Here is a 26,262-nt window from a genome sequence, read left to right as displayed (position 1 = left end):
TTGCGCCGAAGGTGGACGGCGACAATGAAGCCATCGTTTGATGGAGCCATGGAACCCGTATGACCGCGCAGACCCGAGACGAGATTGCCGACCGCATTGCCGCCGAACTGGGCCACAGCTTCGAAGGCGAGCTTGTTGCCGGCGGCAACTACATACCTGTCGTTCGCGACGGAAACGCCGTCTACACCAGCGGCCAGGTGCCGCGCGTGGGAACCACCGTTGTCGTCACCGGCCGCGTGGGCGACCAGGTGTCGCTTGCCAAGGCGCGCGAAGCCGCACAAATCTGCACCTTGCGCTGCCTCGCGCTGCTGCGGCGCGAGCTTGGGTCTCTGGACGAAATCGGCAAGGTGCTGCGCGTGGGTGTTTTTGTGCAATGCACCGCCGACTTCACGCAGCAGAGCGAGGTGGCCGATGCGGCGTCGGAACTTTTGCACCGTGTGTTCGGCGATGCCGGCGTGCATGTGCGCACGGCGGTCGGCGTTTATGCGTTGCCCAAGAACGCAAGCGTGGAGCTGGAGATGACCGTAGCCGCCAAGCCCGCCGCCCGTTGATGCGCTAGCGCTTCGGCAGGTTGACGATGTCCCTCGCCAGCGAGGCAATCGTCAGCGGCGCGCATCCTTCGGCGTTGTTGCTCACGGTGACGTAGGCGCGCTGGCCTGCGCCAGTGGTGCCTGCAATCACCTTGGCCAAAGCCGCGCGCGTTTCCGGATCGGGATCGACGATCTTGTCGAACGGCCCGTAGAGTTTTTCCGCATCTTCATAGCCGAAGCGGCCATGCCGGCGATGCAGGTTCCAGCGGCACACCAATGGGCCGGGCCACAGTGCGCGCAGCATCGGCAACTGGTCTTCGATGGGCGGCATCTTGGCGTGCAGGCCCATGCAGAAGGTTGCGCCCGTGCTGCGCAGCATGTCGGCGAAGGCGGGGCACAGCAGCTGCGGGTCGCGCACCTCCACGGCAATGACGGCGTCCGGTGCCGCCTGGTGCAAGCCGGGCAGGGCCTCCAGCATGTCGCCGATGCGGGTGAGCAGCGCGGGCTGGTCGGCCAGCAGTTGCGAAGGAATCGGACTCAGCTGGAACACCAATGCACCGATGCGGTGGCCAAGGCCCTCGAGCGCGGGCTGCACGAATTCCTGAATGGCGATCTCGCTGTTCAGGAACACCGGGTTCACTTGCGTGCCCCGGCCGCTCTCGTCGCGCACGGTGGCATCGGTCACCAGGCTCGGCGCCTTCACCACAAAGCGAAAGTCGTCGGGCACCATGGCCGCATAGCGCGCGTACTGGCTTGCCGTAAGCGCGCGGTAGAAGTTGCGGTCCAGGCTCACGGTGCGAAAGAGCGGGTGTTGTGCCAGCGCGGCAAGCCCGTTCTTCGAGAGCACCGATTCGGCGTATTCGCCGTCCCACACCAGGTTGGCCCAGCCCGGATAGCTCCATGAAGAGGTACCGAGCCGAAGCGCCGGCGGTAGCGCCGCGGCCAGCTCGATGAGTGCCGGGTCGGCCGCCGTCGCCGCCACAGTGCCGCCGCGTGGTTTCTTCTTCGCGGGCGGCTCGGCCTCGGGCTCTTGCGGCGCCGCTGGTGGCGCTTCGGGAGGGCGCGGAAGATCGGGGAAAAGAGTGTCCTGCAGTTCAGCCATGTCTGGGGCCGCATTCTCGGCCAACATCGGCCGGGCTTGCCGCGCCGGGCACAATCCGCGCCATGAAACAGTGGTTGCGTATGCGGGTTGGATGGTGGCTGGCGTGGCTGGCTCTCACTGCCGTGGGCGGTGTATGGCTTGCGCGCGCAGAGCTGGCCCGGCTGCAGCAGGTCTTCGAAGGCGACGTTCGCATCGCGCACCGGCTCATGAGCCAGCAGATGGTGCAGTACGACGCAGTGCTGGCCACGCTCGCGTTGCTCGAAACCGGCAGCGGCGCGGAGCGCCCGGAGCAGCGGCTGTCTTCGGTCTATCCATCCATCTTGCGCGTGCAGCGGCGCGAAGGCGACGAACCCTGGCCCGACGAAAAGCAGGCGGGTGCCTTGGCTGCGGCGGAAGCGGGCTCGCGCAGGCAGCGCCGCGCCGAACTCGCCGCGGTCGATTTCGCTCAGGGCCGTTACCAGCTCGTGATTGGCGCCACGCCCACAAGCTACGCCCTCGAAATCGACCTTGCGGGCTCGGTGCCCTGGCGCGACTGGCCGATGAACCCGAAGCAAAGCCCGGTGCGCGTGACCCTGCAGCGCGGCGCACAGCAGTTCGTCCTGCAACCGGGCCAGCCGGTGGATGCCGCAGCGCGCGGCTGGCGCTTCAGCCTTGTCAAGCCGCTGGCATCGCCAAGCCAGCCTTTCGACGTGGTGGCCGAGCGTCACGTGGGCTGGGCCGAACTGCCATGGCGCGCCATCGGAGGTTGGGCCATGGCGGTCGCACTGCTGCTGGCGGGCCTGTGGACCGCCCAGCGCCAGCGCATTGCGCGCCGGCGGGCCGAGGAGTTGCTGAGGCTCGGCCAGGTGGCCCGGCTCAATGCGCTGGGCGAGCTCTCTGCAGGGCTGGCACACGAACTGAACCAGCCGCTCACCGCCGTGCTGGCCAACGCGCAGGCCGCGCGGCGGCTGCTCGACGACGATCCGCCCGAGCTGGCCGCGGCGCGCGACGCAATGGGCCAGGCCGTGGAGCAGGCGCGCCGCGCGGCGGGCGTGGTCGGGCGCCTGCGCCGCGTGATCGAGCGACCCGAAGCGGGTGGCGACGTGAAGCCGCTGGTGCTGCAGGAGGTGGTGCGCAGCGCCATGCATCTGTTGGCGCCGGAGTTCGCGCAACGCGGCGTTGCCGCACAGTTCGACGCCACGGCCCAGGCGCCGGTTCGGGTGCAGGCCGAAGCCGTGGCACTCGAACAGATCGTGCACAACCTGCTGATGAACGCCTTGCAGGCGCTCGACCAGGTGCCCGTGTCCGAGCGGCGTCTGGCGGTTTCTGTCGGCCGCAACGGCCAGGAGGGCGTGTTGACCGTGACCGACAACGGGCGCGGCATTTCGCCCGAGGCCATGCCGCGCCTTTTCGAGCCTTTCTTCAGCACCCGTGAAGGCGGCCTGGGCCTTGGCCTGAGCCTCAGCGAAACGCTGGCAAGCGGCATGGGCGGCAGCCTGGGCGCGGCCAATGCGGCGCCGCGCGGCGCGCGCTTTACGCTGTTGCTCCCGCTGGTGGCGGCATCGACCGGGCGCGCGGCATGAACAGCCCGGCACCGCATTCACCGCAATCGCCTCTCGTTCATCTCATCGACGACGACCAGGCGGTGCGCGACAGCCTTTCGCTCCTGATCGGCACGGTGGGCCTGCGGGTGCAGGGCTGGGCAGATCCGCAGGCCTTCATCGATGGCTTCGACCGCGCGAGCATCGGCGCCATCGTGCTCGACGTGCGCATGCCCGGCATCAGCGGGCTCACCGTGCTCGACCGGCTGACGGCGCAAGGCGTCGACCAGCCCGTGATCATGCTCACCGGCCACGGCACCGTCGAGATGTGCCGCCGCGCATTCAAGGCTGGCGCGGCCGAGTTCCTCGAGAAGCCGGTGGACGACGAGCAATTGCTCGAAGCGCTGCAGCAGGCCGTGCGCCAGCATGTGCGCTCGCGGGAACGCGCGCAGGCGGACAACGCGGCGCGCGAGCGGGTGGCGCAGCTGTCGGAGCGCGAGCGCGAGGTGCTGGCCTTCATCGTGCAGGGCCTCACCAACAAGGAGATTGCGCGCGTGCTGGCGCTGTCGCCCCGCACGGTCGAGACGCACCGCGCCAACCTGTTTGCCAAGCTCGACTGCGACTCGCTGGCGCAGCTGATCCGCCGCTACGCCGTGCTTGTGGCCGGGGACGCCTGAACCCGGCGCTCCGTAGTTCTACGGAGCGCCGGGCGTAGCCGTACGAATGGCCGCGGCGGCCCATGTTTTCTACAGTGGCGCAGCTGTCGGCAACGCGCCGGCGCAACCACCCGCATCCACTGGAGAAATCGAAAAATGCGTTCCACCCTTCGCCTTGGCGGCCTCGCCATTCTGCTTGCCGCTTCCGCCGCACAGGCCCAGACCGCCGCACCCGCGGTGCGCTCCGAAAAGAACATCTCGCTCGCGCTGGCCAACCAGATCGCGGCCGAAGCCGTGGCTGCCTGCGCCGCCAACGGCTACAACGTGGCAGCCACCGTGGTCGACCGCGCCGGCACCGTGCGTGCCGTGCAGCGCGCCGACAACGCCGGTCCGCACACACTGGCGTCGAGCGAGCGCAAGGCCTGGACGTCGGCATCGGCCAAGAACGCGACGCAAGCCATGATGGAAGGCTCGCAGAAGAATCCCGCCGGCGCCAACCTGGTCTACCTGCCGGGCGTGCTGCTGCTGGGCGGCGGCGTGCCCGTGAAGTCGGGCAACGAAGTGATCGGCGCCGTGGGCGTGGGCGGTGCGCCCGGCGGCCATCTGGACGAGCAGTGCGCCAATGCCGCGCTGGAAAAGGTCAAGGGCCTGCTGGGTTGATGATGAAACGCGGCATCTGGTCCGGAGTGCTGGCGGTCGCGCTCGGCATGGGCGCGGCGCTTGGCGCGCAGGCCCAGGTGCCGCCGCAAGCGGCCGAGGTGCTGGCCTATGAAGGGCTGCATCGGGCCGCCTGGCATGGCGACGTGCCAAAGCTCAAGAGCCTGATTGCCGCCGGCGCCAACCTGGAAGCACGCGATGCGCGAGGCCGCACGCCCTTGCACGTGGCCACCCATGCGCGGCAGCGCGAGGCGGTAAAGCTGCTCGCCAAGGCCGGCGCAAAACTCGATGCACTTGAAGACGACCGCTACGACGCGGTCACCATCGCATCGGTGGCCGACGATGTTCCGACACTGGCGCTGCTGCTGTCGCTCGGCGCCAGTGCAAAACAGGTGACGAGCCGCTACGACGGCACCGCGCTCATCGCGGCGGCGCACCTGGGCCACGACGAAGTGGTGCGCCAACTGATCGCTGCCGGCGCGCCGCTCGATCATGTCAACAACCTGCACTGGACGGCGGCGATCGAAGCCGTCGTGCTCGGCGACGGCGGCCTGCGCCACCAGCGCACTCTTGCCGCACTGGTCGATGCCGGTGCCAACCTGCAGCTGGCCGACCGCCAGGGCAACACGCCGCTGCAGCTTGCCAAGGCCCGCGGCTACACCGCGATGGTGAAGCTGCTGGAGGCACCGCGCGCAAGATAAGGGCGGCTCGGGGGACAATCGGGCCTCTCCACGAGGAAACCGCCCCATGTACATGCCCCCGCAGTTCAACGCCAAGGATCCGGCCATTGCGCTGGAGCTGATGCGCGCACACCCGTTCGCCAGCCTGATATCCAACGACGATGAGGGGCTGCCCTTCGTCACGCACCTGCCCATCGTGGCCGAGCAGCGCGATGGCGACCAGCTCGTGCTGCTGGGCCACTGCGCCAAGCCCAATCCGCACTGGCGCTACCTGCAGGCGCGGCCGCAGGCGATCGTCACTTTCATGGGGCCGCATTCGTACCTGTCGCCTTCGGTCTACCCCGACCTGGCACGCGTGCCCACCTGGAACTATCTTGCAGTGCACTGCACCGTCGAGGCCCGGCTGATCGAAGAGCCCGGCGACAAGGATGCGCTGCTCAAGAAGCTCATTGGCGACCATGAGCCCGCCTATGCGCAGCAGTGGCGCGACCTCGGCGAGGAGTTCCAGCTCAAGATGCTTGCCGGCATCGTCGGCTTCGAAATGCGCGTGACCGCGCTGCAATGCAAGCTCAAGCTCAACCAGCACCGGCGCGAATCGCATGCCGCCATGCGCGCCGTCTACAGCGCCGGCACGCCGGACGAGAAGGCGCTGGCGGTGTGGATGGAGCGCCTCGGCATGACGGGCGAAGCCGCGGCGGCGCAAGGAAGCTGACATGCGCATGTTCGGATTGCTCGGCCTGGTGCTGGCGCTGGTGATCGTCGGGCTGCTTGCCAGGAAGCAGCTGACCGCCACTGCAAGGCCGGCATTGCCCGCGGTACCCGGCGCTGCATCGCCCGCGCCGGGCGAGACGCCGGCCCATGCGCGCGCACAAGTGCAGCAGGTGCAAACCCAGGTGAAGGAAGCGCTCGAGGCCGCGGCGCAAGCGCGCAAGATGCCGGATGACAACTGAGCCCGTGCAGCCTTTGCAGACAGGTGACGCGCATTGGATGAGCCTGGCGCTGGCCGAGGCGCGCCGTGCTGCCGAGGCCGGCGAAGTGCCCGTGGGTGCAGTGCTGGTGAAGAACGGCCAGGTCATTGCCACCGGGCGCAATACGCCGGTGGCGCAGCACGACCCGAGCGCGCACGCCGAAATCAATGCGCTGCGTTCCGCGGCCGCCGCACTCGGCAACTATCGGCTCGACGGCTGCGAGCTCTTTGTCACCCTCGAGCCGTGCGCCATGTGCGCGGGTGCCATGTTGCATGCACGGCTCGCGCGCGTGGTGTTCGGTGCGGCGGACCCCAAGACCGGGGCGGCCGGTTCGGTGGTCGATCTTTTTGCGGAACCCCGCCTGAACCATCGCACGCAGGTGCAGGGCGGTGTGCTGTCCGCCGAATGCAGCGCCGTGCTGCAAGAATTCTTCAAGGAGCGGCGCGATGCGGCGCGCGAGCAGGCCGAGCCCTTGCGCGACGACGCACTGCGCACGCCGGCCGAGCGCTTCGATGCGCTGGAGGGCTACGCATTTGCGCCACGCTACGTCCAGGACCTGCCCAGCCTGCGAGGCTGGCGCATGCACTACATAGACGAAGGCGAAGGCCCGAGCGACGCGCAGACAGCCTGTTGCCTGTGCGTCCATGGCCCCGGCGAATGGGGCTACTTCTTTCGCCATCTGGTGGGGGCGCCAGGGCTGCGAACGCTGGTGCCAGATCTTGTCGGCTTCGGCAAAAGCGACAAGCCCAAGCGCGAGGCGGTGCACACGCCCGAATGGCACTGCCAGGTGTTGAGCGAATGGCTCGACCGCATGCAGCCCGGGCCGATGGTGCTGGTGCACAGCGCCGCGGGTGCCGGTATCGCGGCATTGCTTCAGGCAACAAGGCCGGAGCGGTTCGCGGCCATCCTTCTTGCGCCCGATGGCGGCGAGCGGATCAGCGATGCGTGGCGCGCCCCATTCCCGGACCGCGGCTACCAGGCCGCGCTGCGTGCACTCGGCCCCATCGCATCGTCGTCGGGCCCGAGTGCCGAGCAGGCTGCGTCGCTGGCACGGCAGGCCCGCAATGCAATGGGATACTCGGCGGCGTGACCAAACACATCTACATCTATTCCCCCTCCAGCGCGATTCGCGACAAGGCCGCCTTTCGCCGCGGTGTGAAAAGACTCAAGGCCCTGGGCTATGAAGTCGAAGTCGACGAGGCCGCACTTGCCGTGCACCAGCGCTTTGCGGGCGACGACGCAACACGCCTCGCGTCGATCAGCCGTGCCGCCGCCAGCGGTGCCGACATTGCATTGATTGCGCGCGGCGGCTACGGGCTCACGCGCATCCTCGACGCCATCCCCTACAGGGCCGTGGCCAAGGCGATCCAGCGCGGAACCGAATTCGTGGGCCTGAGCGACTTCACGGCCCTGCAGAACGCGCTGTACGTCAAGACCGGCGCCGTCACCTGGGCCGGCCCTGCGGTGGGCGAAGACTTCGGCGCCGAAGGCGGTGCCGACGACATCATGGAAGCCTGCTTCGACGACCTGGTGAGCGGGCAGGGCGAAGGCACCGGCTGGCGCATGCCGGTGCGCGACGCCGGGCTGAAGCTCAAGCCCGTGCACGACGCCACCCTCTGGGGCGGCAACCTTTGCGTGCTGACCAGCCTGCTCGGAACGCCTTATTTCCCGCAGGTGGATAAAGGGGTGCTTTTCATCGAGGACACCAACGAGCATCCGTACCGCATCGAGCGCATGCTCGACCAGCTGCGCATGGCTGGCGTGCTGGCAAAGCAGCGCGTCATCGTGTTTGGCCAGTTCACCGGCATGCGCAAGGTGCCGGGCTACGACCGCGGTTTCGGCTTCGATTCAGTGGTCGACAGGTTGCGCGCAACGCTCAAGGTGCCTGTGCTCACGGGGCTGCCCTTCGGGCATGTGCAGACCAAGGTGCTGCTGCCTGTGGGCGCCAAGGTGGAACTGGCCGCCCAGGGGCGCGATGTCTTCATGGTCTGGGGCCATCGGCACGCGCATGCCCACGATGCGCATCACGCGCACGGCCACGCGCATTGAGCCAGCAGACGCCGGCGCTGTTATTGGTGCTGCGTAAAGCGCTGGTGCGCGCGCGGGCCCATCGAGCCCGGCAGGCCGCCTTCGAACATGCTGTTGATGGCTTTCATCTGGCGGCGGGCAGCGGCTTCGCCATCGATGGCGCTCAGCGCAACCATCACGTCCTGGCGCAAATACCAGAGCGACTCCACGTCGGCCGCAAACCGCACGCGCTGTGCAACGCGCTGTACCGAATGGCCTCCGTGCGCCTGCAGCACAGACAGCATGGCCGAGCGGATTCTTCCCAACTGGTTTTCTCCCATTCGGGGAGACCCGAAACCGGGAATTCCGAAGAAGCGAAAAAAGCGACGAAAAGTCAGCATGAGGACTAAAAGCGTATTGCCGGAAGCAAGGACGGTTGCTACCTTAAGCCTCAGTCCGACGATTAACAAGTTCTGAAACAGTGTTTCTTGTTTGCAAACAACACACTTTACGATTCAGATAAGAACGTCGTTGGTGTTTGACTACGAAAGTTGTAAAAATAAATGTCATCCTGCGGACGGTCGTACAAGTTCAGTGCACAGAAATGGGGTTAACAGGCTCGTACCACGCGTCGATCCGTCAACAGGCCGTTAATGTGTGGGCACCAGCAACTGCTGCCTTCGAGCTCTCCCCAACAGCATGGATGTGAATTCCACCGTCGTTTTTGCCGACCTGACTGGAAGCTCCCGGGTTTTTGAAGCCATGGGAAACGCGCGCGCCACCGAGACGGTGACGCGGCTCACCCAATGGATCGGCAGCATTTGCCAGGCGCACGGCGGCAGGGTGGTCAAGTCGCTGGGCGACGGCGTGTTTGCCATTTTCTCGAACGCCGCCGCGGCTACGCATGCGGTCATCGAACTTCAGCGCTATCACCAGAAGCGCCTGGTGGCCTGGCCGGCACCGCTGCGCATGGCGTTGCAGATTGGCGTGGCAAGCGGCGAAGTGCTCGAGGTGGAAGGCGACTGTTTCGGTGACGCGGTCAACCTGGCCTCGCGGCTGAGCGACCTGGCCGGGCCCGGCCAGATCTGGGCCACCGACGCCGTGATTTCGCAGCTGCGCGAGGTCGGCGTGCGGCACCGCGACCTGGGCCTCATCACCATTCGCGGCCGAAGTGAAATGTCGGCCGTCCACCGCATCGACTGGCAGGAGGAGGTGACCTCGTTCCTCACCGTGCCGGCCGCACTCATGCCCATGCGCCTGCCTGATTCTTCGTTCGGCCAGATCGAGCTTGCGTGGCTTGACGTGCGCTCCATGTTTCGCACCGAAGAGTTGCCAATTCACCTTGGCCGCGTGAATGACGCGCAGTTCGTGGTCAACGACCCGCGCGTTTCACGCCTGCACGCGCGCATTGAGCTGCGGCAGGGCAGTTGCGTGCTGACCGATCTCAGCACCTACGGCACCTGGGTGCGGTTTCATGGCAACGGCGGGCCGAGCAACGAAATTGCGCTGCGGCGCGAAGAATGCGTTTTGCACGGCAGCGGCGAGATCGGCCTTGGCGCATCGCTGAGCGATTTCACCGCGCCTACCATTGCCTTCAAGATGGCCGGCACCGAAATGCTGCTGTCGCCGGGCACCGCCCGGCGCTGAAAACCTACTGCGGCGCGGAAAGAATCGCGGCGAGCTGGCCGAAATCGATCGGCTTTTGAAGATGGTGGTCGAAAAGGTTCCGCGCCGAGGCGCCGGCCGCGTCTTCTGCTGAAAAACCCGAAATGGCCACCAGCAGCCGCGGGGCGCCTTCCGAGGCCTCGGAGCGCAAGCGCCGCGCCACCTCGGTACCCGGAAAATCGGGCAGGGTCAGGTCGATGAGCGCTGCATCGAAGTGCTCCGCCTTGGCCGCGTCCATGGCCTGCTGCGCCGTGTAGGTGCAGCGGGCGGTATGGTCCTGCAGGGTCAGCAGTTCCTGCAGCAGGTCGGCCGCGGCCTGGTTGTCGTCGACGATCAGCACATTCACAGTGGCACGCTTTCCATCAGCTAGGGCGAACCTCACAGTATCCCGGCCAATTGCACGGCATGCAGTAGGAGGGCGCCTACGCCTGCGTTGGCGCCGCAGTCGCGGCGACGGCCTCCAGCGGCAGTTCGACGCGGAACAGCGCCCCTTCGCCCGGCGTACTCTCCACCTCGATGCGGCCGTTGTGCAGGCACACGATCTGCCGCGTGATGTAGAGGCCAAGGCCGAGGCCGGATGCGTGCTTGCGGCTGTCGTCGGTGCGCTCGAACTGCTCGAAGATGCGTTGCTGGTCTTCCGGCGCAATGCCGATCCCCTGGTCGCGCACGGTGATGCGCGCCGTGCCGTCGGCCTGGCCCAGCATCATCTCGACAGGTTTGCCGCGGCCGTAGCGCAGCGCGTTGGTCAGCAGGTTGGTCAGCACCTGCTCGATGCGGAACTCGTCCCACACACCGCGCAGCTCGCCCGGCGCTTCGAGCGCAATCACCGAGCCTGCGGCTTCCGCCTGCTGCCGCAGGCCTTCCACCACGGCCCGTGCAAGGGCGGCCAGGTCTACCGACTTGGGCTGTATCGACAGCGCGTCCCTTCGCATGCGCGTCACGTCGAGCATGTCGTCGATCAGCCGCACCATGTTGCGTATCTGCCGCTGGTCGCGTTCGATCATCGAGGGCAGGCGGTCCGCTGCAAACGACTCCAGGTTGCCCTTGGCCACATGCAGCTGCCGCAGCTGCGTTTCGAGGTAAAGGGTGTTGAGTGGCGTGCGCAGCTCGTGCGAAACCATCGACATGAAATCGTCTCGCATCTGCACCGCACGCTCCAGCTCCCGCTGCGTATGCCGCAGCTGCTGCACCAGTTCTTCCTGCTTGTGGTTGGCGGCAGCGAGCTTTTCCATCTCCTGGCCGAGCGCCTTGCGGTGGCGGTGCAGGTCGACGAACACGTTGACCTTGCTCGTGACCGCATGCGGGTCGAGCGGCTTGTGCAGGAAGTCGACTGCGCCGCTTTCATAGCCCTGGAAGGCGTAGTTGAGCTCGCGGCCCGCCGCGCTCACAAAGATGATGGGAATGTGCCGCGTGCGCTCCGTGCCGCGCATGAGCTCGGCCAGCTCGAAGCCGTTCATGCCGGGCATCTGCACATCGAGAATGGCCAGCGCAAACTCGTGGTCGAGCAGCAGCGCAAGCGCTTCCTCGGCCGAAGTTGCGCGGTACACCGCGCGCCCGGGGCCGCGAATCAGGGCCTCGAGCGCAAGAAGGTTTTCTGGCAGGTCATCGACGATCAGCAACTTGCTCTCGACGTCAATGGGCATGGGCGGACTCCAGTTGCAAGAGCAATGCGCGAAGCTCGCGCAGGGGTAGCACGTGATCAGGGGAATGCAAGGCAATGGCCGCTTGGGGCATGATGGAAATCTGTGCTTCGTTGGGGTCCTGAACGGCTGTGATGCCGCCGGCCTGCTGAATGCGTTGGAGTCCTTCGGCGCCGTCTTCGTTCGCGCCGGTAAGCAGCATGCCGGCAAGCGCAGGGCCGTAGGCGTCGGCGGCCGAACTCATCAGTACGTCGATCGAGGGCCGCGAAAAATGCACCGGCGGCTCACAGCTGAGCGAAAACCGCCGGTCGCGCTCGATCGACAGGTGATAGCCAGGCGGTGCGAAGTACACATGCCCGGCCGCGAGCGGCATCTTGTCCGCAGCCTCGTGCACAGGCAGGTGCAGGCGGTCGGCAAAGATCTGGGGCAGGTGGCTCTCGTGGTTTTCGGGCACGTGCAGCACGATCACCACGGGCAGGCTCCATGACGGCGGAAGGCCATTCAGCAGCGTGAACAACGCCTCGATGCCGCCCGCGGATGCGCCAAGCACCACGGCTTCGACGCGCCGCTCCGGGGGTTGAGGTGCGGTCGGCTTCATGTGGCCTTGCGGTAGATGCGCTCCGGCTGCGAATGCGCATCGAAGCGTTGCGAGTAGCTCGAAAAATCGATGCTTTCCTTTGCACCCAGCCCAAGAAACCCACGGTGGCAGAGCGATTCGTGGAACAGGCCCAGCGCGCGGTCTTGCAGTTCGCGGTTGAAATAGATGAGCACATTGCGGCAAGACACCAGCTGCGTCTCGGCAAACACGCTGTCCGTTGCCAGGCTGTGGTCGGCAAAGATGACGTCGGCGCACAGCGATGGGTCGAAGCGGGCGGCCTCGTAGGCGGCCGTGTAGTAGTCGGAGAAAGAACTGCGCCCGCCCGCGCGCTGGTAGTTGGCCGTGTACCCGCGCACCGCCTCGATCGGAAAGATGCCCTGCCGCGCCTTTTCGAGCGAGGCGGGATTGATGTCGGTGGCATAGATCTGCGTGCGCGAGAGCAGGCCTTCTTCCCTCAGCAAGATCGCTAGCGAAAACACCTCTTCGCCCGTGCTGCAACCCGCCACCCACACCTTCACCGAAGGGTAGGTGTGCAAGATGGGCACCACATGCTGGCGCAGCGCCAGAAAATAGGCCGGGTCGCGAAACATCTCGCTCACCGGAATCGTCAGGTATTGCAGCAGCCGGCCGAACAGGGCGGGGTCTCGCAGCACTTTTTCCTGCAGCGCCGAAATGCTCGGCAGCCCGAGCTGCGCCAGCGCATGCAGCACGCGGCGCTTCTGCGACGCGACGGTGTAGTTTCGAAAGTCGTAGCTGTATTTGAGGTAGATGGCCTCCATCAGCAGCCGCAGCTCGATCTCCGTGTTGCTCAACGGGGAGGGCGGGGAAGCCGGCAGGGACGAAGGCGGAGCGGTGGAGGTCACAGCCGCTCCATTTTCGGCAGCCACACGCGCAAGAGCGAGAACAGGCGCTCCAAATCCACAGGCTTGGCCAGGTAGTCGCTGGCGCCCGCTGCCAGGCACTGCTCGCGATCGTCCTTCATGGCCTTGGCGGTAATCGCGATCACGGGCAGCTTGTCGAAGCGCGGGTCGGCGCGCAGGCGGCGCGTGGCTTCCAGGCCGTCCATCTCCGGCATCATCACGTCCATCAGTACCAGGTCGATCTCGCGCACGTGGGCGAGTTTTTCGAGCGCCTCGCGGCCGTTGCGGCCGATCTCGACCGCGGCGCCGCGCTGCTCCAGTGCGCTCGTCAGCGCGAAGATGTTGCGCACGTCGTCGTCCACCAGCAGGATGGTGCGGCCCTCGAAGATGCGGTCGCGCCCGCGCGCGGCCTTGAGCATGCCCTGGCGCTCGCTCGAAAGCTCGGCTTCCACCTTGTGCAGGAACAGCGTGACCTCGTCGAGCAGCCGCTCCGGCGAACGGGCGCCCTTGATGATGATCGAGCGCGAATAGCGCTGCAGTTCGGCCTCTTCGTCGCGCGTGAGGTTGCGCCCGGTGTAGACGATCACCGGCGGGAACGAGACGATTTCTTCGGCCGCCATCTGCTTGAGCAACTCGCTGCCCTGCATGTCGGGCAGGTGCAGGTCGGTGATCATGCAGTCGAACACCCGCCTGCGCAAAAGCTCGAGCGCTTCTCCGCCGGAGCCCACGGCAATGATCTCGATGTCTTCGTCGCCGATGAGCCGGATCACGCTCTCGCGCTGCAGCGCATCGTCTTCGACCAGCAGCACGGTCTTGACCTTTTGCGTGAGCTTTTCTTCGAGCCTCGCGAACACCTGCATCAGCTCGGCGCGCGTGGCCGGCTTCTGCGCATAGCCGATGGCGCCCATGTGCAGCGCGGCGGCCTGTGCGTTGTCGGCGGCCGACACCACATGGATCGGAATGTGGCGCGTCTTCGGCGAATCCTTCAGGCGCTGCAGAACGTCCAGGCCGGTGCTGTCGGGCAGCCGCATGTCGAGGAGGATTGCATCGGGCACAAACTGCTGCGCCAATTCAAAGCCGTCGGCGGCACCGTGCGCCACCAGGCAGCGGTAGCCAAGCTCGTGCGCCAGGTCGTAGAGGATGTGCGCGAACTGCGGCTCGTCCTCGATCACGAGCACCCGGCGCACCTGGTCGCGCGGCAGCTCGCGGTCGTCGGCAAAAAGCGGTGGCGGCACGGCGCCGTGCGGCCCCGGGGCCACCGGCGGCGAGTGTCCTGTGAAAGCAATGGGAGAGGGGGCCTGCACGGCTGCCGCTTTGGCGGGAGCCGGGGCCGGCTCTTGCAAGCCCTGCGGCGCCACGGCCGGCAACTGCAGCGTGAAGGTGCTGCCCTGCCCAGGCTGGCTCTGCACCGCGAGCGTGCCGCCTAGCAGCCCCGTGAGGTCGCGCGAAATCGAAAGGCCCAGGCCCGTGCCGCCATAGCGGCGGCTGGTGGTGCCGTCGGCCTGGTGAAAGGCTTCGAAGATCAGTGCTTGCTGGTCGGGTGCAATGCCGATGCCCGAATCCGAAACCGCGAAGACCGCACCGCCGTCCGGCGCGGCGGAAACCACTAGCGCCACCTCGCCGCTGTCGGTGAACTTGATTGCGTTGGAGAGCAGGTTCTTCAGGATCTGCTCGACCCGGTGCCGGTCGGTCACCAGCAGGGGCGGCGTGCCCGGGCGCATTTCCAGCCTGAAAGCCAGCCGCTTTTCGGCGGCCACGGGCTTGAAGGTACTCTCCAGGCTTTGCGCGAGTTTGTCGAGCGCCACGTTCTCGACCACGATCTCCAGCTTGCCCGCCTCGACCTTGGAGATGTCCAGGATGTCGTTGATGAGCGTCAACAGGTCGTTGCCCGACGAATAGATCGATTCGGCGAACTTCACCTGCTCCGGGCTCAGGTTGCCCTGCGGGTTGTCGCCGAGCAGCTTCGCAAGGATGAGCGCACTGTTGAGAGGCGTGCGCAGTTCGTGCGACATGTTGGCCAGAAACTCCGATTTGTAGCGGCTTGCCCGCTGCAGCTCGTCGGCGCGGTCTTCCAGGTCGCGCTGCACCCGGCGCAGGGCGGCGTTGCGCTGGTCCAGCGCCTCGGTGCGCTCGGAAAGCTGGCTGTTGGTCTGTTCCAGCTCGGCCTGTTGGTTTTCAAGCATGGCCTGCGAAGCCCGCAGCGCGCGCGATTGCTCTTCGAGCTCCTCGTTGGCGGTGCGCAGTTCTTCCTGCTGCACTTGCAGCTCTTCGTTGAGCTGCTGCGTTTCGGCCAGCGCGTCCTGCAGCTGTTCGCGATAGCGGGCTGCTGCCAGCGAGTCGCCGATGTCTTCGCCCACCAGGTCGAGCAGTTCGTTGGCGCGCGAATCGGGCGCGGCCGGAAGGCCCAGCTCGACCACGCCGTTGACAACGCCGTTGCTCGACACCGGCATCAGCAGCACGGCCGAGGGCGCCATTTCGCCCAGGCCCGAATTCACCTTCAGGTAGTCCGCCCGGATCGGCTCGATGAGCATGCGCCGCCGCTCCGCCGCAGCCTGGCCGATCAGGCTCTGGGTGGGGGAGAACACTTGCGGCGAGGCCTCCGCCTCCATCGAGAAGCCATAGCTCGCCGCGCGGCGCAGCGACCCGTCCCGTTCGCGAACATACAGCGCACCCACGGCGCTGCCCAGGTGACGCGAGCAAAAGGCCAGGACCTTGCGGCCCAGGTCGTTGGCGCTCAGTTCGCCCACCAGGTCGCCCACCAGCTCTGTTTGCGCACTGCGCAGCCACGCTTGCTGCGCCAGCCGATCGGCATGCGCGGCTTGCTCCTGCAGCACCACGTCGTAGCTGTCCGAAAGCCGCATCAGCTGCCGCCGGCCGAAGTACGCCACCAGGCCGGTGAACAGCAGCGTGAACAGCAGGAACGTGCCCACCACCAGCCAGCTCGTGCGGTTGGCCTGTTCGCTGCGCTGAAAACGCAAGCCCTGTTCGGTCTCGATAAACCCCGCGAACTCGGCGCGCATGGCATCGCTCAGCTGCTTGCCGCGGCCTTGCCGCACCGCCTGCTGGTAGTCGGCGCCGGTCTTGCGCACGGCAATCAGGCCGCGGGCATATTCATTCCAGTCCTGCTGGATGGCGTCTATGCGCTCCAGCCGCTCCAGCTGCTGCCGGTTGTCCGAAACCAGCTTGCGCAGCGAGTCGATCTCACCCTTGATTCTTGGCAAGGCGGTTTGGTAGGGCTCCAGAAAGCTCTCGTCGCCCGTAATGAGAAAACCGCGCAGCCCGGTTTCCATATCGATGCTGCGCCGCTGCAGCTCGCTTGCGCTGCGCGTCACGCGGTCCGAGTGCTCGACCGCGCCGATGGTCGACAGCAGATAGACGATCAGGCCAACGAACACCAGGGCGCCGATCAGGCCTCCGAGCAACGGCAGTTTCAGGTTTCGGCTCAGCAGGCGGTCGAAATCATCGGGGTCGATCGCGGTCGGAGTTTTCATTAAGGCGAGATTTGTAAGCAAAACTTTTCTAGTTTTGCCGAAGTCAGAGGTCCTTTGTGTCGGAGAAGGCCCCGAGACGTTCTTGTGCGGCAATGCGGAGCGCCACCTCGGGCTCGCCGTTATACTGTTCTTTCATACAGTGCCATCCAAGTGACCGCGAATCCTTCGACCAAGCTGCAGAACGGGGTGATCGATCCGCCCGGGGAGCGTACGGTGTCCGTCAAGGCGCTGTGTGCCTTTGCGGCCAAGGCGGGCGATCTCGACCTGCGTTTTGTGCCCGCGCCCAGCGCGCTCGAGGGCATGGCCGGCCACGCGCTGGTACAGGGGCGGCGTGGCAATGGCTACCAGAGCGAGGTGGCGCTGGTTTCGCACTGGGGCGCGCTCAAGGTGCGGGGCCGGGCCGACGGCCATGATCCGCGCGAACGCCGGGTCGAAGAAATCAAGACCTTCCGCGGCGACTTCGACGCCATTCGCGGCAACCACCGGGCCCTGCACTGGGCCCAGGCGCGCACCTACGGCTGGATGCTGTGCGAACTGCACGGCTACGAACGCATGACCGTGGCGCTGGTGTACCTCGATCTGGCCACCGGCGACGAAACCGTGCTCGAAGAGCAGCACGAGCGGGCGGCGCTGCAGGCGCATTTCGAGCGCTTGTGCGCGTGCTACAGCGCCTGGGCAGAGGCTGAAGCCGCGCACCATGCAGCGCTCGATGGCGCGCTCGCCCGGCTCGGATTTCCGCACGGCGCGTTCCGTGCGGGCCAGCGTGAACTGGCAGAGGCCGTGTACCGCGCCGCCGTGAACGGCCGCTGCCTCATGGCGCAGGCCCCCACCGGCATCGGCAAGACGCTGGCCACCATCTTTCCGCTGCTCAAGGCCCGGGCCGCGCAAAAGATCGACAAGATCTTCTTTCTTACCGCCAAGACCTCCGGCCGCGCCGTGGCGCTGGACGCGCTGCGCTTGCTGGGCAAAGACTGCGCGCAGGTGCGAGTGCTCGAGCTCACCGCGCGCGAGAAGGTGTGCGAATACCCAGACCGGGCCTGCAACGGCGACTCATGCCCGCTTGCCAAAGGCTTCTACGACCGCCTGCCCGCCGCACGGGAAGAGGCCGCGCGCACCGCCCGGCTCGACCGGCAGGCGCTGCGGCACATTGCGCTGGCACACACCGTGTGCCCCTATTTCCTTGCGCAGGAAATGGCGCACTGGTGCGACGTGATCGTGGGCGACTACAACTACTACTTCGACGGCAGCGCCTTTCTCTTTGCCACCATGAAAGACGCCGAGTGGCGCGCAGCCGTGCTGGTGGACGAGGCGCACAACCTGCTGGAGCGGGCGCGCGGCATGTACACCGCCCAGCTCGACGGCCCGGCGCTCGAAGAAGCTCACCGCGCGGCTCCCTCGGCGGTGCGCGGCCCGCTGGCCCGGCTCTACCGCGAGTGGGACACGGTGCAGCAATCGCAGGCCGAGCCGTACGACGTGGTCGATGAAGTTCCCGAGCGTTTTGCGCGTGCCCTGCAGGCGGCCAACATGGCGATGGGCGAATATTTCGCGGCCACGCCCGAGGCCCTGCAAGGACCGCTGCAGCGCTTTTTCTTCGATGCGCTGCAGTTCGCGCGGCTGGCCGAATCGTTCGGCGACCATTCGGTTTTCGAGCGAACGCTGGGGCCCGCGCAAGACCAGCAGCAGCGCAGCCTGGCCATCCGCAACCTGGTGCCCGCACCGTTTCTCGAACCGAGGTTTGCCGATGCCGCATCGGTCACCTGCTTTTCGGGCACCTTGTCGCCTTTCGAGTTCTACCGCGACGCGCTCGGGCTGCCGGCCGACACGGCCTTGCTCGACGTGGCGTCGCCTTTCTGCAGCCAGCAACTGCGCGTGGAAGTGGCCATGAACGTGTCGACCCGGTTCCGCGACCGCGCCGGATCGTTGCGCAGCGTGGCCGAAATCATCGGGGCCCAGTTCGAGCGCCTGCCGGGCAACTACCTCGCGTTCTTCAGCAGCTTCGACTACCTTGAAAAAGCCTGCGCGGCATTCTTGGCCAGGCACCCGGGCGTGCCCGTGTGGACGCAAACCCGCGGCATGGCCGAGGCCGAGCGGCGCGACTTTGTGGCTCGCTTCGAGGAGGGCGGGCGAGGAATCGGCTTTGCCGTGCTCGGCGGCGCCTTCGGCGAAGGCATCGACCTGCCCGGAAGCCGGCTCATCGGCGCCTTTGTCGCGAGCCTGGGCCTGCCGCAATACAACGCCCTGAACGAGATCACGCGCGAGCGCATGCAGGCGCGCTTCGGCAAGGGGTACGAGTACACCTATCTCTATCCGGGCCTGCAAAAAGTGGTGCAGGCTGCCGGGCGCGTCATTCGCACCGAACAAGACAGCGGCGTGCTGCATCTGCTGGACGACCGGTTTGCACGCGCTGAAATCCGGCAGCTGCTGCCGCCCTGGTGGGAGTTGCAGCTGGGCGGCCCGGCACGTGCGAAGGGAGAACGGGGAGGCGTCGATGCGATCCGCTAGGCGCATTCAGCTGGCCGACGAGCCCGACCTGTTCGGTGAGGTGCCGGCGGCAGCCATCGAGGGCCTGCGGTACGAGCATGAATTTCTCACGCGCGCCGAAGAAGAGGAGCTGCTGCGCATCGTGCGGGGCTTCGAGCTCCGGGAGATGCGCTACAAGGAATACACCGCGCGCCGCCGCGGCATCGGCTTTGGCGGCAGCTACGACTTTGCCAACCATCGTCTCAAGCCGGGTGCGCCGATCCCTGAGGTATTCCACCCCCTAAGGGCCAGGGTGGCCGAATGGATGGGCATGGCGCCCGAAGATTTCGCCCACATGCTCGTGGCCGAATATCGGCCCGGAACGCCGCTTGGCTGGCACCGCGACGTGCCCGACTTCGAGGACATCGTCGGCGTTTCGCTGCTCGGCGATGCCGTGATGCAGCTGCGGCCTTATCCCCCGGCCAGCGCCAGCGCACCTCCGGGCCTCGAGCTGCTGATGGAGCCGCGCTCCATCTACACGCTTCGAAGCGAAGCGCGCTGGGCCTGGCAGCACGCCATTGCGCCCACCGAGACGCTGCGCTATTCGATCACCATGCGCACGCGGCGGCGCGCCTGACATCCCGCGCGGCGAGGGCCTAGGCAGGGGCTGTCGTTCGAGTCCGGCGTGGGGCGCGCACCGGCCGGGGCGCGGGGGCGGCACGCCCGGGAGACTTGGCAGCCGCCGTTTTCTTCATCACCTCCGAGGCCACCCGCAGGTCCTTGAGCCAGGCTTCCCACGCGGCCTCCCTTTGCTCCGGGTCGCCGCGCAGCAGGGCGGAAGGGTGCAGCGTCACCAGCACTCGGTGTCCGGCGGGGTTCTCCTGCCACTGGCCACGCTCCTTCATCACGGCCACCGGCCGGCCCAGCAGCGAGCGCGCGGCCGTGCCGCCCAAGGCAATGAAGGCGCGCGGCTGCACGAGCTCTATTTCGCTTTCGAGCCAGTGCCTGCAGGCCTCAGCCTCGCGCTGGCCCGGCGTCTTGTGGATGCGGCGCTTGCCGCGCAGTTCGTATTTGAAATGCTTCACCGCATTGGTCACGTAGAGCTTGTCGCGCGACCAGCCGAGCTCGGCCACGGCGCGGTCGAACAGCTTGCCGGCGGGGCCGACGAAGGGGCGGCCCACCAGGTCTTCCTTGTCGCCGGGCTGCTCGCCCACCACCATCAGCACAGCGCCGACCGGGCCCTCGCCAAAGACCGACTGCGTTGCGGGCTCGCCCAGCGGGCACTCGCGGCATGCGTCGGTGGCGATGCTCAGCGCCTTCAGGGCTGCGGTGGCTTCGTTGCGGTGAGACATGGGCGAGACCGCAGGTAGTTCGTGTTCAGCCGGGGGCCCTCAGTGCGTGCCGCCGCCTCGGCGCGATTGGGTCTGGTTGCTGCTGCCGACGTGGCTTTCGCGGTCGTGGCGGCTTTCAGCGGTGCGGCGTGGCTCGTTACGGGGCGTGGGGCTCTGGTTGCCCGCCTTGTTGTGATCGGGCGGGAGCGAGCCGCGTTCATCGGGGGTGTTGGGATTCGTCTTCGACATGAAATTGCTCCTTGAAAAATGCGTGGACATGCATTTCTCCGCGCGGCGCGGGGCCGCCGGTGTGGGAATAGACCCACGACGGGCGTCGTCCAACCCGGGCGCTCGCGGCGGCGGCGGGCCAATAGCTTCGAGCCATGTCATTTCCGGTTTGCAACCGTTGAAGAAAGGCACACGCATGACGCACATCGTCCTTGGCGCGACCGGGCATGTCGGCTCGGCGCTGGTTTCTGCGCTGCTTGCGCAAGGCGAGAAGGTGATCGCGGTCACGCGCGACGCCGCACATGCCGACGCCTTGCACCGGCAGGGCGCCACCATCGCGGAGGCCGATGTGTTCGACGTGCCTTCGCTGCGGCGCGTGGTGGCCGGCGGCAAGCGCCTGTTCCTGCTCAACCCGCCCGCGCCGCCTTCCAGCGACACCGCTGCCGAGGAGCAAAGGAGCCTGGACTGCATTCTCGAAGCGATCGAAGGCTTGCCGCTCGAGAAGATCGTTGCCGAATCGACTTACGGCGCGCAGCGCGGCGACCGTATCGGCGACCTCGATGTGCTCTACCGGATGGAGCAGGCGCTTGCGGCCCAGCCTGTGCCAGTGAGCGCGATTCGTGCCGCCTACTACATGAGCAACTGGGACGCCTCGCTCGAGCCCGCGCGGAGCAAGGGCAAGCTGGACAGCATGTATCCGCCCGACTTCACGCTGCCGATGGTGGCGCCGCGCGACCTCGGCGAGTTTGCGGCGCGGCTCATGCTGGGCGAGGGCCGCTCCTCCGGGCCGCACTATGTCGAGGGGCCGGAGCGCTACTCGCCGCGCGATGTCGCTGAGGCGTTCGCAGAGGCACTGGGGCGGCCGGTGGAAGTGGTCGTGACGCCGCCGGACCAATGGGAGCAGGCGTTTCGTTCGATGGGATTTTCGGAGGCCGGCGCAAGGTCTTATGCCGCCATGACGCGCCTCACCCTCGATAACAAGGAAGAGCCGGAAAGATCCGAACGCGGGGCGACTTCATTGCGCGAATACATCTCGGCGCTGGTGAAAAAGGGCTGAAAACGCCAGGATGCCAAGCCGGCTTCTCATGATTTTCAAAATCAGCCATCGGCGTGTCCGATAACAAGAAAACACACCCGTGCGCCGGCGGATGCTCGATATTCTGCAACTATCTCTATCGTCTGCAAGACAACTTGCGTCCGGCCCTTCGCAAGTTCTACGCACGGGAAACCGCCGTGTTGCACGAGCTTGATTCGAACCATCAGCTACGCCGGCCAACGCCGCTCAAACCGGCCGCATCTCGCATCGGAGCCGGCGGTTTGCCGCGGCCGATCTGCGTCGATACGATCCCGCGCCTTGCTCCCAAAGGATTACGCGGATGCCGCCAACGATTGCTCCTCACCCGACGCCCGCGCCGTCAAAAAACGCGAGCTGGCAACAGCGCAGCCGGCGCCACGTGTGGCATCCGTGCACGCAGAGCATCCGCCTGGAGGCGGTGCCGCCGCTGCCGATCGCGCGGGGCGAGGGCGTCTGGCTCCATGACCATGACGGCCGCCGCTACCTCGACGCGACGAGTTCGTGGTGGGTCAATCTCTTCGGGCATGCGCATCCGGCCATCAACGCCGCGCTGAAAGACCAGCTCGACACGCTTTCGCACGTGATGCTCGCAGGCTGCACGCACGCGCCCGCGGTGGAGTTGGCCGAGCGGCTTGCCGCGCTGACCGGCCATGCGCTCGGCCATTGCTTCTACGCCTCCGACGGCGCATCGGCGGTGGAGATCGCGTTGAAGATGAGCTTTCATGCGTGGCGCAACGCGGGCCTCGCCGGCAAGCGCAACTTTGTCGCGCTGCGCAACGGCTACCACGGCGAGACGCTGGGCGCGCTGCATGTGACCGACGTGCCGGTGTTCCGCGATGCCTACGCGCCGCTGCTCGCGAATGCGCACTTTGTTGCATCGCCCGACGCACGGGGCGCACGGCAGGGCGAAAGCGCTGCCGCGGTGGCGCGGCACGCTGCAGCCGAACTCGAGGCGCTGCTGGCCGAAAGCCATGCGTCGATTGCCGCCGTGATCGTCGAGCCGCTGGTGCAATGCGCCACCGGCATGGCCATGCACGACCCCGAATACCTGCGCCTGGTGCGCGCGCTGTGCGACCGCTACGGCGTGCACCTCATCGCCGACGAAATTGCTGTGGGCTGCGGGCGCACGGGCACCTTCTTCGCGTGCGAGCAGGCCGGCATCTGGCCCGACTTTCTTTGCCTCTCCAAGGGCATCAGCGGCGGCTATCTGCCGTTGGCGCTGGTGATGACGCGCGATGCGATCCACGATGGCTTTGTGGACGACGACGTGGCGCGCAGCTTTCTGCATTCCCATTCGTATACCGGTAACGCGCTGGCCTGCCGGGCGGCGATTGCGACGCTCGACCTGTTCGAGCAGGAGGATGCGCTGCGGCGCAACCGCGCCCGCGCCGAACGGCTGCTATGCCGCTTGCGCGAAGGTTTGCGAGGCATGCCCGTCGATCACCTGCGCCAGCGCGGAATGATCACGGCCTTCGACGTGCGCCAGCCGGGTGCCCGGTTTGCCGAGCGCTTTCACCTGGGCGCGCGGGCAAACGGCCTGTTGATGCGGCCGATCGGCGCCACGGTGTACCTCATGCCGCCGTATGCGATTGGCGACGGCGAGATCGACCTGCTGGTCGACGCCACGCTGGACACGCTGCGGGCGCTAGACGTGCCCGGCCGCGCAGAACAAGGAGGCCGCGATGTCGCGCTTGCTTGAACGCCTGGAGGACGAGATTGCGGCGCTCGATGCGCAGTCGCTGCGCCGCCGGCGGCAGATCGCCGAGACGGCCTGCGCGCCCGAGCAGACGCTGACGCTCTCCGGCGCACAAGCGCAGCGCGCCATGCTCTGCTTCAGCAGCAACGACTACCTGGGGCTGGCAGCGCACCCGGCGCTGGCCGCCGCATTGGCCGAAGGCGCGGCACGCTATGGCACCGGCAGTGGCGGGTCGCACCTGGTGCTTGGCCATTCGCGCGCGCATGCGGAGCTGGAAGAGCGGCTCGGCGACTGGATGGCGCCCTTCATTCCCGAGGCGCGCAGCCTGTTCTTCTGCACGGGCTACATGGCCAACCTCGCGGTGCTATCGGCGCTTGGCGGTGCCGAAGCCGTGATTTTTTCGGAGTCGCTCAACCATGCCTCGCTGATCGACGGCGCACGGCTGGCCAAGGCTCGGGTCGAGCGCTATCCGCATTGCGACCTGGCCGCGCTGGATGCGCAGCTCGGCGCCTGCGATGCACCGGTCAAGCTCATCGTGAGCGATGCGGTCTTCAGCATGGACGGCAACATCGCGCCAGTAGCGGGGCTGCTCTCACTGGCGGAGCGCCACGACGCCTGGCTGGTGCTGGACGACGCGCACGGCTTCGGCGTGCTGGGCGCCACGGGGCGCGGCGTGCTGCAGGCGGAGGGCCTGCGCTCGGAGCGGCTGGTGCTTGTGGGCACGCTCGGCAAGGCGGCCGGGGTTTCGGGCGCGTTCGTGGCTGCGCACCGCACCGTGGCCGACTACCTGGTGCAAAAGGCGCGGCCATACATCTTCACCACCGCCGCGCCGCCGGCCGTTGCGCATGCGTTGCTTGCGAGCCTCAAGCTGATCGAGGGCGAAGAGGGCGATGCGCGCCGGGCCCGCCTGAAGGCACGCATCGCCCAGTTTCGCCGGGGCCTAGAGGCCATCTTGCAGCCGGGCGGCAGCGCCTGGCTGCCCGCTTCATCCACCGCGATCCAGCCGCTGATCGTCGGCGGCAACGCGCGTGCAATGGAAACCATGGCGCAGCTCGATGCCCGCGGACTGCGCGTGGGTGCGATCCGTCCGCCGACCGTGCCTGCCGGCACCGCGCGCCTGCGGATCACGCTATCGGCCAGCCACACCGAGTCCGATGTGGCCCGCCTGGTCGATGCAGTGGGCAGCGCGCTGGCGCAGCAGCCCGAGGTGCACCCATGACGCCCCGGCGCTGGTTCGTTACCGGCACCGACACGGGCGTCGGCAAGACGCTGGTCAGCAGCGCAATGCTGAGCCTGCTGGCCGCCTCGGGCCTGCGCGCGGTCGGCATGAAGCCGGTGGCGGCGGGCCTGGACTTGGTCGATGGTGCGTGACGCAACGACGATGTCGAGCAGCTGCATGCCGCAGGCAATGTCGACGCACCGCTGGCGCTGCGTTGCCCGTACCTGCTGCGCGCGCCGATGTCGCCGCACCTGGCGGCGCGGGAAGAGGGCGTGCGCATCGAGTTGCCGCCGCTGCTCTCGGCCTTTGCGGCCTTGTCGCAGCGCGCCGATGCGGTGGTGGTCGAGGGGGTGGGCGGGTTCTGCGTGCCGTTTGGCGACGACCTCGACAGCGCAGACCTCGCCGTGGCGCTGGGCTTGCCCGTGGTGCTCGTGGTCGGGCTGCGCCTGGGCTGCCTGAACCACGCGCTGCTCACGGCCGAAGCCATCCGGGCGCGCGGCCTTGTGCTGTCGGGTTGGGTCGCGAGCATCATCGAGCCGGGGATGCTGGCGCCCGACGCCAACCTGCAGACCTTGCGCGGCCGGCTCGGGGCGCCATTGCTGGGCGTGGTGCCGCACCTGGCAGAGGCTTCTGCGGCAAGCGCCGCGCAGCACCTCGACCTGCGTGCGCTGCGCGCAACCGCGGCGCACATCGCGAGGCGCTCAGCCGAGCTGGCCTGATCCTGCGAGACGTTCAGCCGCGCTGACTCGATTCCGCCAGGCGCTTTGCCCGTGCGCCGCCCTGACGCTCGAGCATCCAGCCCGGGTACTCGGAAGGCAGCGCGCTCACCTGGTCGAGTTGCGCCAGCTCGTCGGCGCCGAGCCGGATGGCCGTTGCGGCAATGTTGTCGTCCAGCTGCTCGACGCGCTTGGCGCCCACGATCACGCTGGTTACCACCTGCTGGTGCAGCAGCCATGCCAGCGCGATCTGTGCCACCGACACCTTGCGCGCCTCGGCCAGTTCGCGCATCGCGTCGATGCAGTCGTAGGCCCGCACCACATTCACCGGCGGAAAGTCGAAGGTGGTGCGGCGGCTGCCTTTTTCGGCTTCGGTATTGCGCCCGTACTTGCCGCTGAGCAGGCCGCCCGCCAGCGGGCTCCAGACCATGAGGCCGACGTTTTCGCTCCGCAGCATGGGCGCGAGCTCGCGCTCCAGGTCGCGGCCCGCAATGGTGTAGTAGGCCTGCAGCGACTCGAAGCGCGCGAGGCCCTGGCGCTCGGCAATGCCCAGCGCCTTCATGATCTGCCAGGCGGCCCAGTTCGAAACGCCCACATAGCGCACGTGGCCTTGCTGCACCAGGTTGTCCAGCGCGCGCACGGTTTCCTCGATGGGCGTGACCGGGTCGAAGCCGTGGATCTGGTACAGGTCGATATGGTCGAGCTGCAGGCGCTTGAGGCTCGCCTTCACGCCGTCCATGATGTGATAGCGCGAGGCGCCGGCCGCATTGGGGCTCTTGCCGGCTTCGCCGAAAACCTTGGTGGCGACCACGACGTTGTCGCGCGGTACCTTGAGGTTCTTCAGCGCCTGGCCGGTGATGGTTTCCGAAAGGCCTTCGGAATACACGTCGGCGGTGTCGATGAAGTTGATGCCCGCGTCCAGTGCCCGGCCGACCAGGCTTTCGGCCTCGGCTTGCTGGAGGTTGCCGATATGCCCCCAGATGCCGCTGGCGCCGCCGAAGGTCATGGTGCCGAGGCACAGCTCGGAAACGAACAGGCCGGTACGGCCGAACTTGCGGTATTGCATGGAGAGGTCCTTTGCGTTGGAAAAGCGTCGTCGGCAAAAAGTATCCGCCCGCAGGCACCGGCGCGGCGAGTGCGTTTCTGCAAAGTCTTTGCCTAAT

25 protein-coding genes and 1 pseudogene are annotated in these 26,262 nt (G+C 67.1%); 16 read left to right on the top strand and 10 right to left on the bottom strand.

Annotation, left to right across the window (positions count from 1 at the left end; translation table 11 throughout):
• Positions 1 to 59: 59 nt before the first annotated feature.
• Entirely contained in the window at positions 60 to 551 is a 492-nt protein-coding gene (locus tag QHG62_RS11210) for a RidA family protein (RefSeq protein ID WP_281150927.1), read from the top strand.
• A gap of 4 nt (positions 552 to 555) precedes the next feature.
• On the opposite strand, the gene QHG62_RS11205 is transcribed toward QHG62_RS11210, so the two are convergent.
• Entirely contained in the window at positions 556 to 1,632 is a 1,077-nt protein-coding gene (locus QHG62_RS11205; protein ID WP_281150926.1) for a DUF72 domain-containing protein, read from the bottom strand.
• 62 nt (positions 1,633 to 1,694) lie between these two features.
• On the opposite strand from QHG62_RS11205, the gene QHG62_RS11200 reads away from it, so the two are divergent.
• The 8 genes from QHG62_RS11200 to QHG62_RS11165 all read left to right on the top strand — a co-directional run bounded on the left by QHG62_RS11200 (position 1,695) and on the right by QHG62_RS11165 (position 8,162).
• Entirely contained in the window at positions 1,695 to 3,194 is a 1,500-nt protein-coding gene (locus QHG62_RS11200; protein ID WP_281150925.1) for a sensor histidine kinase, read from the top strand.
• On the top strand, positions 3,191 to 3,829 hold the full coding sequence (locus tag QHG62_RS11195) for a response regulator transcription factor (RefSeq protein ID WP_281150924.1): 639 nt from the start codon (positions 3,191 to 3,193) through the stop codon (positions 3,827 to 3,829). The genes QHG62_RS11200 and QHG62_RS11195 overlap by 4 nt, the downstream gene beginning before the upstream one ends.
• Before the next feature lie 135 nt (positions 3,830 to 3,964).
• The gene (locus QHG62_RS11190; protein WP_281150923.1) at positions 3,965 to 4,468 is read left to right on the top strand and encodes a GlcG/HbpS family heme-binding protein; all 504 of its coding nucleotides are present in this window, start codon (positions 3,965 to 3,967) and stop codon (positions 4,466 to 4,468) included.
• The gene (locus tag QHG62_RS11185; RefSeq protein ID WP_281150922.1) at positions 4,468 to 5,166 is read left to right on the top strand and encodes an ankyrin repeat domain-containing protein; all 699 of its coding nucleotides are present in this window, start codon (positions 4,468 to 4,470) and stop codon (positions 5,164 to 5,166) included. Before QHG62_RS11190 ends, QHG62_RS11185 begins: the two co-directional genes overlap by 1 nt.
• A gap of 46 nt (positions 5,167 to 5,212) precedes the next feature.
• Positions 5,213 to 5,857 (top strand): FMN-binding negative transcriptional regulator, encoded by a 645-nt coding sequence (locus QHG62_RS11180; RefSeq protein ID WP_281150921.1) that lies wholly within the window; start codon positions 5,213 to 5,215, stop codon positions 5,855 to 5,857.
• A gap of 1 nt (position 5,858) precedes the next feature.
• Positions 5,859 to 6,095 carry a hypothetical protein gene (locus QHG62_RS11175; RefSeq protein ID WP_281150920.1) on the top strand — a complete coding sequence of 79 codons (237 nt, stop codon included), beginning with the start codon at positions 5,859 to 5,861 and terminating at the stop codon, positions 6,093 to 6,095.
• A complete protein-coding gene (gene tadA, locus QHG62_RS11170) occupies positions 6,085 to 7,203 on the top strand; it encodes a tRNA adenosine(34) deaminase TadA (RefSeq protein ID WP_281150919.1) in 1,119 nt (372 codons plus the stop codon). The genes QHG62_RS11175 and tadA overlap by 11 nt, the downstream gene beginning before the upstream one ends.
• Positions 7,200 to 8,162 carry an LD-carboxypeptidase gene (locus QHG62_RS11165; RefSeq protein WP_281150918.1) on the top strand — a complete coding sequence of 321 codons (963 nt, stop codon included), beginning with the start codon at positions 7,200 to 7,202 and terminating at the stop codon, positions 8,160 to 8,162. Before tadA ends, QHG62_RS11165 begins: the two co-directional genes overlap by 4 nt.
• A 20-nt stretch (positions 8,163 to 8,182) precedes the next feature.
• Here QHG62_RS11165 and QHG62_RS11160 read toward each other — a convergent pair whose 3' ends face one another.
• A complete protein-coding gene (locus QHG62_RS11160; protein WP_281150917.1) occupies positions 8,183 to 8,425 on the bottom strand; it encodes a hypothetical protein in 243 nt (80 codons plus the stop codon).
• A 394-nt stretch (positions 8,426 to 8,819) separates the two neighbouring features.
• On the opposite strand from QHG62_RS11160, the gene QHG62_RS11155 reads away from it, so the two are divergent.
• Positions 8,820 to 9,767, top strand: coding sequence for an adenylate/guanylate cyclase domain-containing protein (locus tag QHG62_RS11155; RefSeq protein ID WP_281150916.1), 948 nt, complete (start codon positions 8,820 to 8,822; stop codon positions 9,765 to 9,767).
• Positions 9,768 to 9,771: 4 nt separating this feature from the next.
• Here QHG62_RS11155 and QHG62_RS11150 read toward each other — a convergent pair whose 3' ends face one another.
• The 5 genes from QHG62_RS11150 to QHG62_RS11130 form a co-directional block, all read right to left on the bottom strand.
• Positions 9,772 to 10,131: a response regulator gene (locus QHG62_RS11150; RefSeq protein WP_281150915.1), complete on the bottom strand. Its 360-nt coding sequence runs from the start codon at positions 10,129 to 10,131 to the stop codon at positions 9,772 to 9,774.
• 76 nt (positions 10,132 to 10,207) lie between these two features.
• A complete protein-coding gene (locus tag QHG62_RS11145; protein WP_281150914.1) occupies positions 10,208 to 11,428 on the bottom strand; it encodes a hybrid sensor histidine kinase/response regulator in 1,221 nt (406 codons plus the stop codon).
• Positions 11,418 to 12,023, bottom strand: a complete 606-nt coding sequence (locus QHG62_RS11140; protein ID WP_281150913.1) for a chemotaxis protein CheB — start codon at positions 12,021 to 12,023, stop codon at positions 11,418 to 11,420. Before QHG62_RS11140 ends, QHG62_RS11145 begins: the two co-directional genes overlap by 11 nt.
• A complete protein-coding gene (locus QHG62_RS11135) occupies positions 12,020 to 12,835 on the bottom strand; it encodes a CheR family methyltransferase (protein ID WP_281150912.1) in 816 nt (271 codons plus the stop codon). Before QHG62_RS11135 ends, QHG62_RS11140 begins: the two co-directional genes overlap by 4 nt.
• Before the next feature lie 47 nt (positions 12,836 to 12,882).
• Positions 12,883 to 16,374 (bottom strand): response regulator, encoded by a 3,492-nt coding sequence (locus QHG62_RS11130; RefSeq protein ID WP_281150911.1) that lies wholly within the window; start codon positions 16,372 to 16,374, stop codon positions 12,883 to 12,885.
• A gap of 213 nt (positions 16,375 to 16,587) precedes the next feature.
• On the opposite strand from QHG62_RS11130, the gene QHG62_RS11125 reads away from it, so the two are divergent.
• Both QHG62_RS11125 and QHG62_RS11120 read left to right on the top strand, forming a co-directional pair.
• Positions 16,588 to 18,876, top strand: coding sequence for a helicase C-terminal domain-containing protein (locus tag QHG62_RS11125; protein WP_281151589.1), 2,289 nt, complete (start codon positions 16,588 to 16,590; stop codon positions 18,874 to 18,876).
• Entirely contained in the window at positions 18,863 to 19,471 is a 609-nt protein-coding gene (locus QHG62_RS11120) for an alpha-ketoglutarate-dependent dioxygenase AlkB (RefSeq protein WP_281150910.1), read from the top strand. Before QHG62_RS11125 ends, QHG62_RS11120 begins: the two co-directional genes overlap by 14 nt.
• 19 nt (positions 19,472 to 19,490) lie before the next feature.
• On the opposite strand, the gene QHG62_RS11115 is transcribed toward QHG62_RS11120, so the two are convergent.
• Together QHG62_RS11115 and QHG62_RS11110 are read right to left on the bottom strand one after the other, a co-directional pair.
• Positions 19,491 to 20,186, bottom strand: coding sequence for a UdgX family uracil-DNA binding protein (locus QHG62_RS11115; RefSeq protein WP_281150909.1), 696 nt, complete (start codon positions 20,184 to 20,186; stop codon positions 19,491 to 19,493).
• Positions 20,187 to 20,225: 39 nt separating this feature from the next.
• Positions 20,226 to 20,414, bottom strand: coding sequence for a hypothetical protein (locus QHG62_RS11110; RefSeq protein WP_258506406.1), 189 nt, complete (start codon positions 20,412 to 20,414; stop codon positions 20,226 to 20,228).
• A gap of 175 nt (positions 20,415 to 20,589) precedes the next feature.
• Between QHG62_RS11110 and QHG62_RS11105 the strand changes: the two genes are divergently transcribed.
• The 4 genes and pseudogenes from QHG62_RS11105 to bioD all read left to right on the top strand — a co-directional run bounded on the left by QHG62_RS11105 (position 20,590) and on the right by bioD (position 25,102).
• On the top strand, positions 20,590 to 21,450 hold the full coding sequence (locus tag QHG62_RS11105) for an NmrA family NAD(P)-binding protein (RefSeq protein ID WP_281150908.1): 861 nt from the start codon (positions 20,590 to 20,592) through the stop codon (positions 21,448 to 21,450).
• Positions 21,451 to 21,769: 319 nt separating this feature from the next.
• Positions 21,770 to 23,167, top strand: a complete 1,398-nt coding sequence (bioA, locus tag QHG62_RS11100) for an adenosylmethionine--8-amino-7-oxononanoate transaminase (protein ID WP_281150907.1) — start codon at positions 21,770 to 21,772, stop codon at positions 23,165 to 23,167.
• Positions 23,151 to 24,383 carry an 8-amino-7-oxononanoate synthase gene (gene bioF, locus QHG62_RS11095; protein WP_281150906.1) on the top strand — a complete coding sequence of 411 codons (1,233 nt, stop codon included), beginning with the start codon at positions 23,151 to 23,153 and terminating at the stop codon, positions 24,381 to 24,383. Before bioA ends, bioF begins: the two co-directional genes overlap by 17 nt.
• A pseudogene (gene bioD, locus QHG62_RS11090) lies at positions 24,380 to 25,102 on the top strand (dethiobiotin synthase). The gene bioF and the pseudogene bioD overlap by 4 nt, the downstream one beginning before the upstream one ends.
• A gap of 13 nt (positions 25,103 to 25,115) precedes the next feature.
• Here bioD and QHG62_RS11085 read toward each other — a convergent pair.
• Entirely contained in the window at positions 25,116 to 26,165 is a 1,050-nt protein-coding gene (locus tag QHG62_RS11085; protein WP_281150905.1) for an aldo/keto reductase, read from the bottom strand.
• Positions 26,166 to 26,262 lie beyond the last annotated feature (97 nt).

Source organism: Variovorax paradoxus (genome assembly GCF_029919115.1).
Classification (GTDB): Bacteria; Pseudomonadota; Gammaproteobacteria; order Burkholderiales; family Burkholderiaceae_C; genus Variovorax; species Variovorax paradoxus_O.
The sequence above is the reverse complement of the archived record's forward strand: the minus strand, read 5'-3'. Positions and strand labels throughout refer to the sequence as shown.

Coding starts and splice junctions, on each gene's coding strand:
- QHG62_RS11210 (WP_281150927.1), top strand. CDS start 60: ATGACCGCGCAGACCCGAGACGAGATTGCCGACCGCATTGCCGCCGAA.
- QHG62_RS11205 (WP_281150926.1), bottom strand. CDS start 1,632: ATGGCTGAACTGCAGGACACTCTTTTCCCCGATCTTCCGCGCCCTCCC.
- QHG62_RS11200 (WP_281150925.1), top strand. CDS start 1,695: ATGAAACAGTGGTTGCGTATGCGGGTTGGATGGTGGCTGGCGTGGCTG.
- QHG62_RS11195 (WP_281150924.1), top strand. CDS start 3,191: ATGAACAGCCCGGCACCGCATTCACCGCAATCGCCTCTCGTTCATCTC.
- QHG62_RS11190 (WP_281150923.1), top strand. CDS start 3,965: ATGCGTTCCACCCTTCGCCTTGGCGGCCTCGCCATTCTGCTTGCCGCT.
- QHG62_RS11185 (WP_281150922.1), top strand. CDS start 4,468: ATGATGAAACGCGGCATCTGGTCCGGAGTGCTGGCGGTCGCGCTCGGC.
- QHG62_RS11180 (WP_281150921.1), top strand. CDS start 5,213: ATGTACATGCCCCCGCAGTTCAACGCCAAGGATCCGGCCATTGCGCTG.
- QHG62_RS11175 (WP_281150920.1), top strand. CDS start 5,859: ATGCGCATGTTCGGATTGCTCGGCCTGGTGCTGGCGCTGGTGATCGTC.
- tadA (WP_281150919.1), top strand. CDS start 6,085: ATGACAACTGAGCCCGTGCAGCCTTTGCAGACAGGTGACGCGCATTGG.
- QHG62_RS11160 (WP_281150917.1), bottom strand. CDS start 8,425: ATGCTGTCTGTGCTGCAGGCGCACGGAGGCCATTCGGTACAGCGCGTT.
- QHG62_RS11155 (WP_281150916.1), top strand. CDS start 8,820: ATGGATGTGAATTCCACCGTCGTTTTTGCCGACCTGACTGGAAGCTCC.
- QHG62_RS11145 (WP_281150914.1), bottom strand. CDS start 11,428: ATGCCCATTGACGTCGAGAGCAAGTTGCTGATCGTCGATGACCTGCCA.
- QHG62_RS11140 (WP_281150913.1), bottom strand. CDS start 12,023: ATGAAGCCGACCGCACCTCAACCCCCGGAGCGGCGCGTCGAAGCCGTG.
- QHG62_RS11130 (WP_281150911.1), bottom strand. CDS start 16,374: ATGAAAACTCCGACCGCGATCGACCCCGATGATTTCGACCGCCTGCTG.
- QHG62_RS11120 (WP_281150910.1), top strand. CDS start 18,863: ATGCGATCCGCTAGGCGCATTCAGCTGGCCGACGAGCCCGACCTGTTC.
- QHG62_RS11115 (WP_281150909.1), bottom strand. CDS start 20,186: ATGTCTCACCGCAACGAAGCCACCGCAGCCCTGAAGGCGCTGAGCATC.
- QHG62_RS11110 (WP_258506406.1), bottom strand. CDS start 20,414: ATGTCGAAGACGAATCCCAACACCCCCGATGAACGCGGCTCGCTCCCG.
- QHG62_RS11105 (WP_281150908.1), top strand. CDS start 20,590: ATGACGCACATCGTCCTTGGCGCGACCGGGCATGTCGGCTCGGCGCTG.
- bioA (WP_281150907.1), top strand. CDS start 21,770: ATGCCGCCAACGATTGCTCCTCACCCGACGCCCGCGCCGTCAAAAAAC.
- bioF (WP_281150906.1), top strand. CDS start 23,151: ATGTCGCGCTTGCTTGAACGCCTGGAGGACGAGATTGCGGCGCTCGAT.
- QHG62_RS11085 (WP_281150905.1), bottom strand. CDS start 26,165: ATGCAATACCGCAAGTTCGGCCGTACCGGCCTGTTCGTTTCCGAGCTG.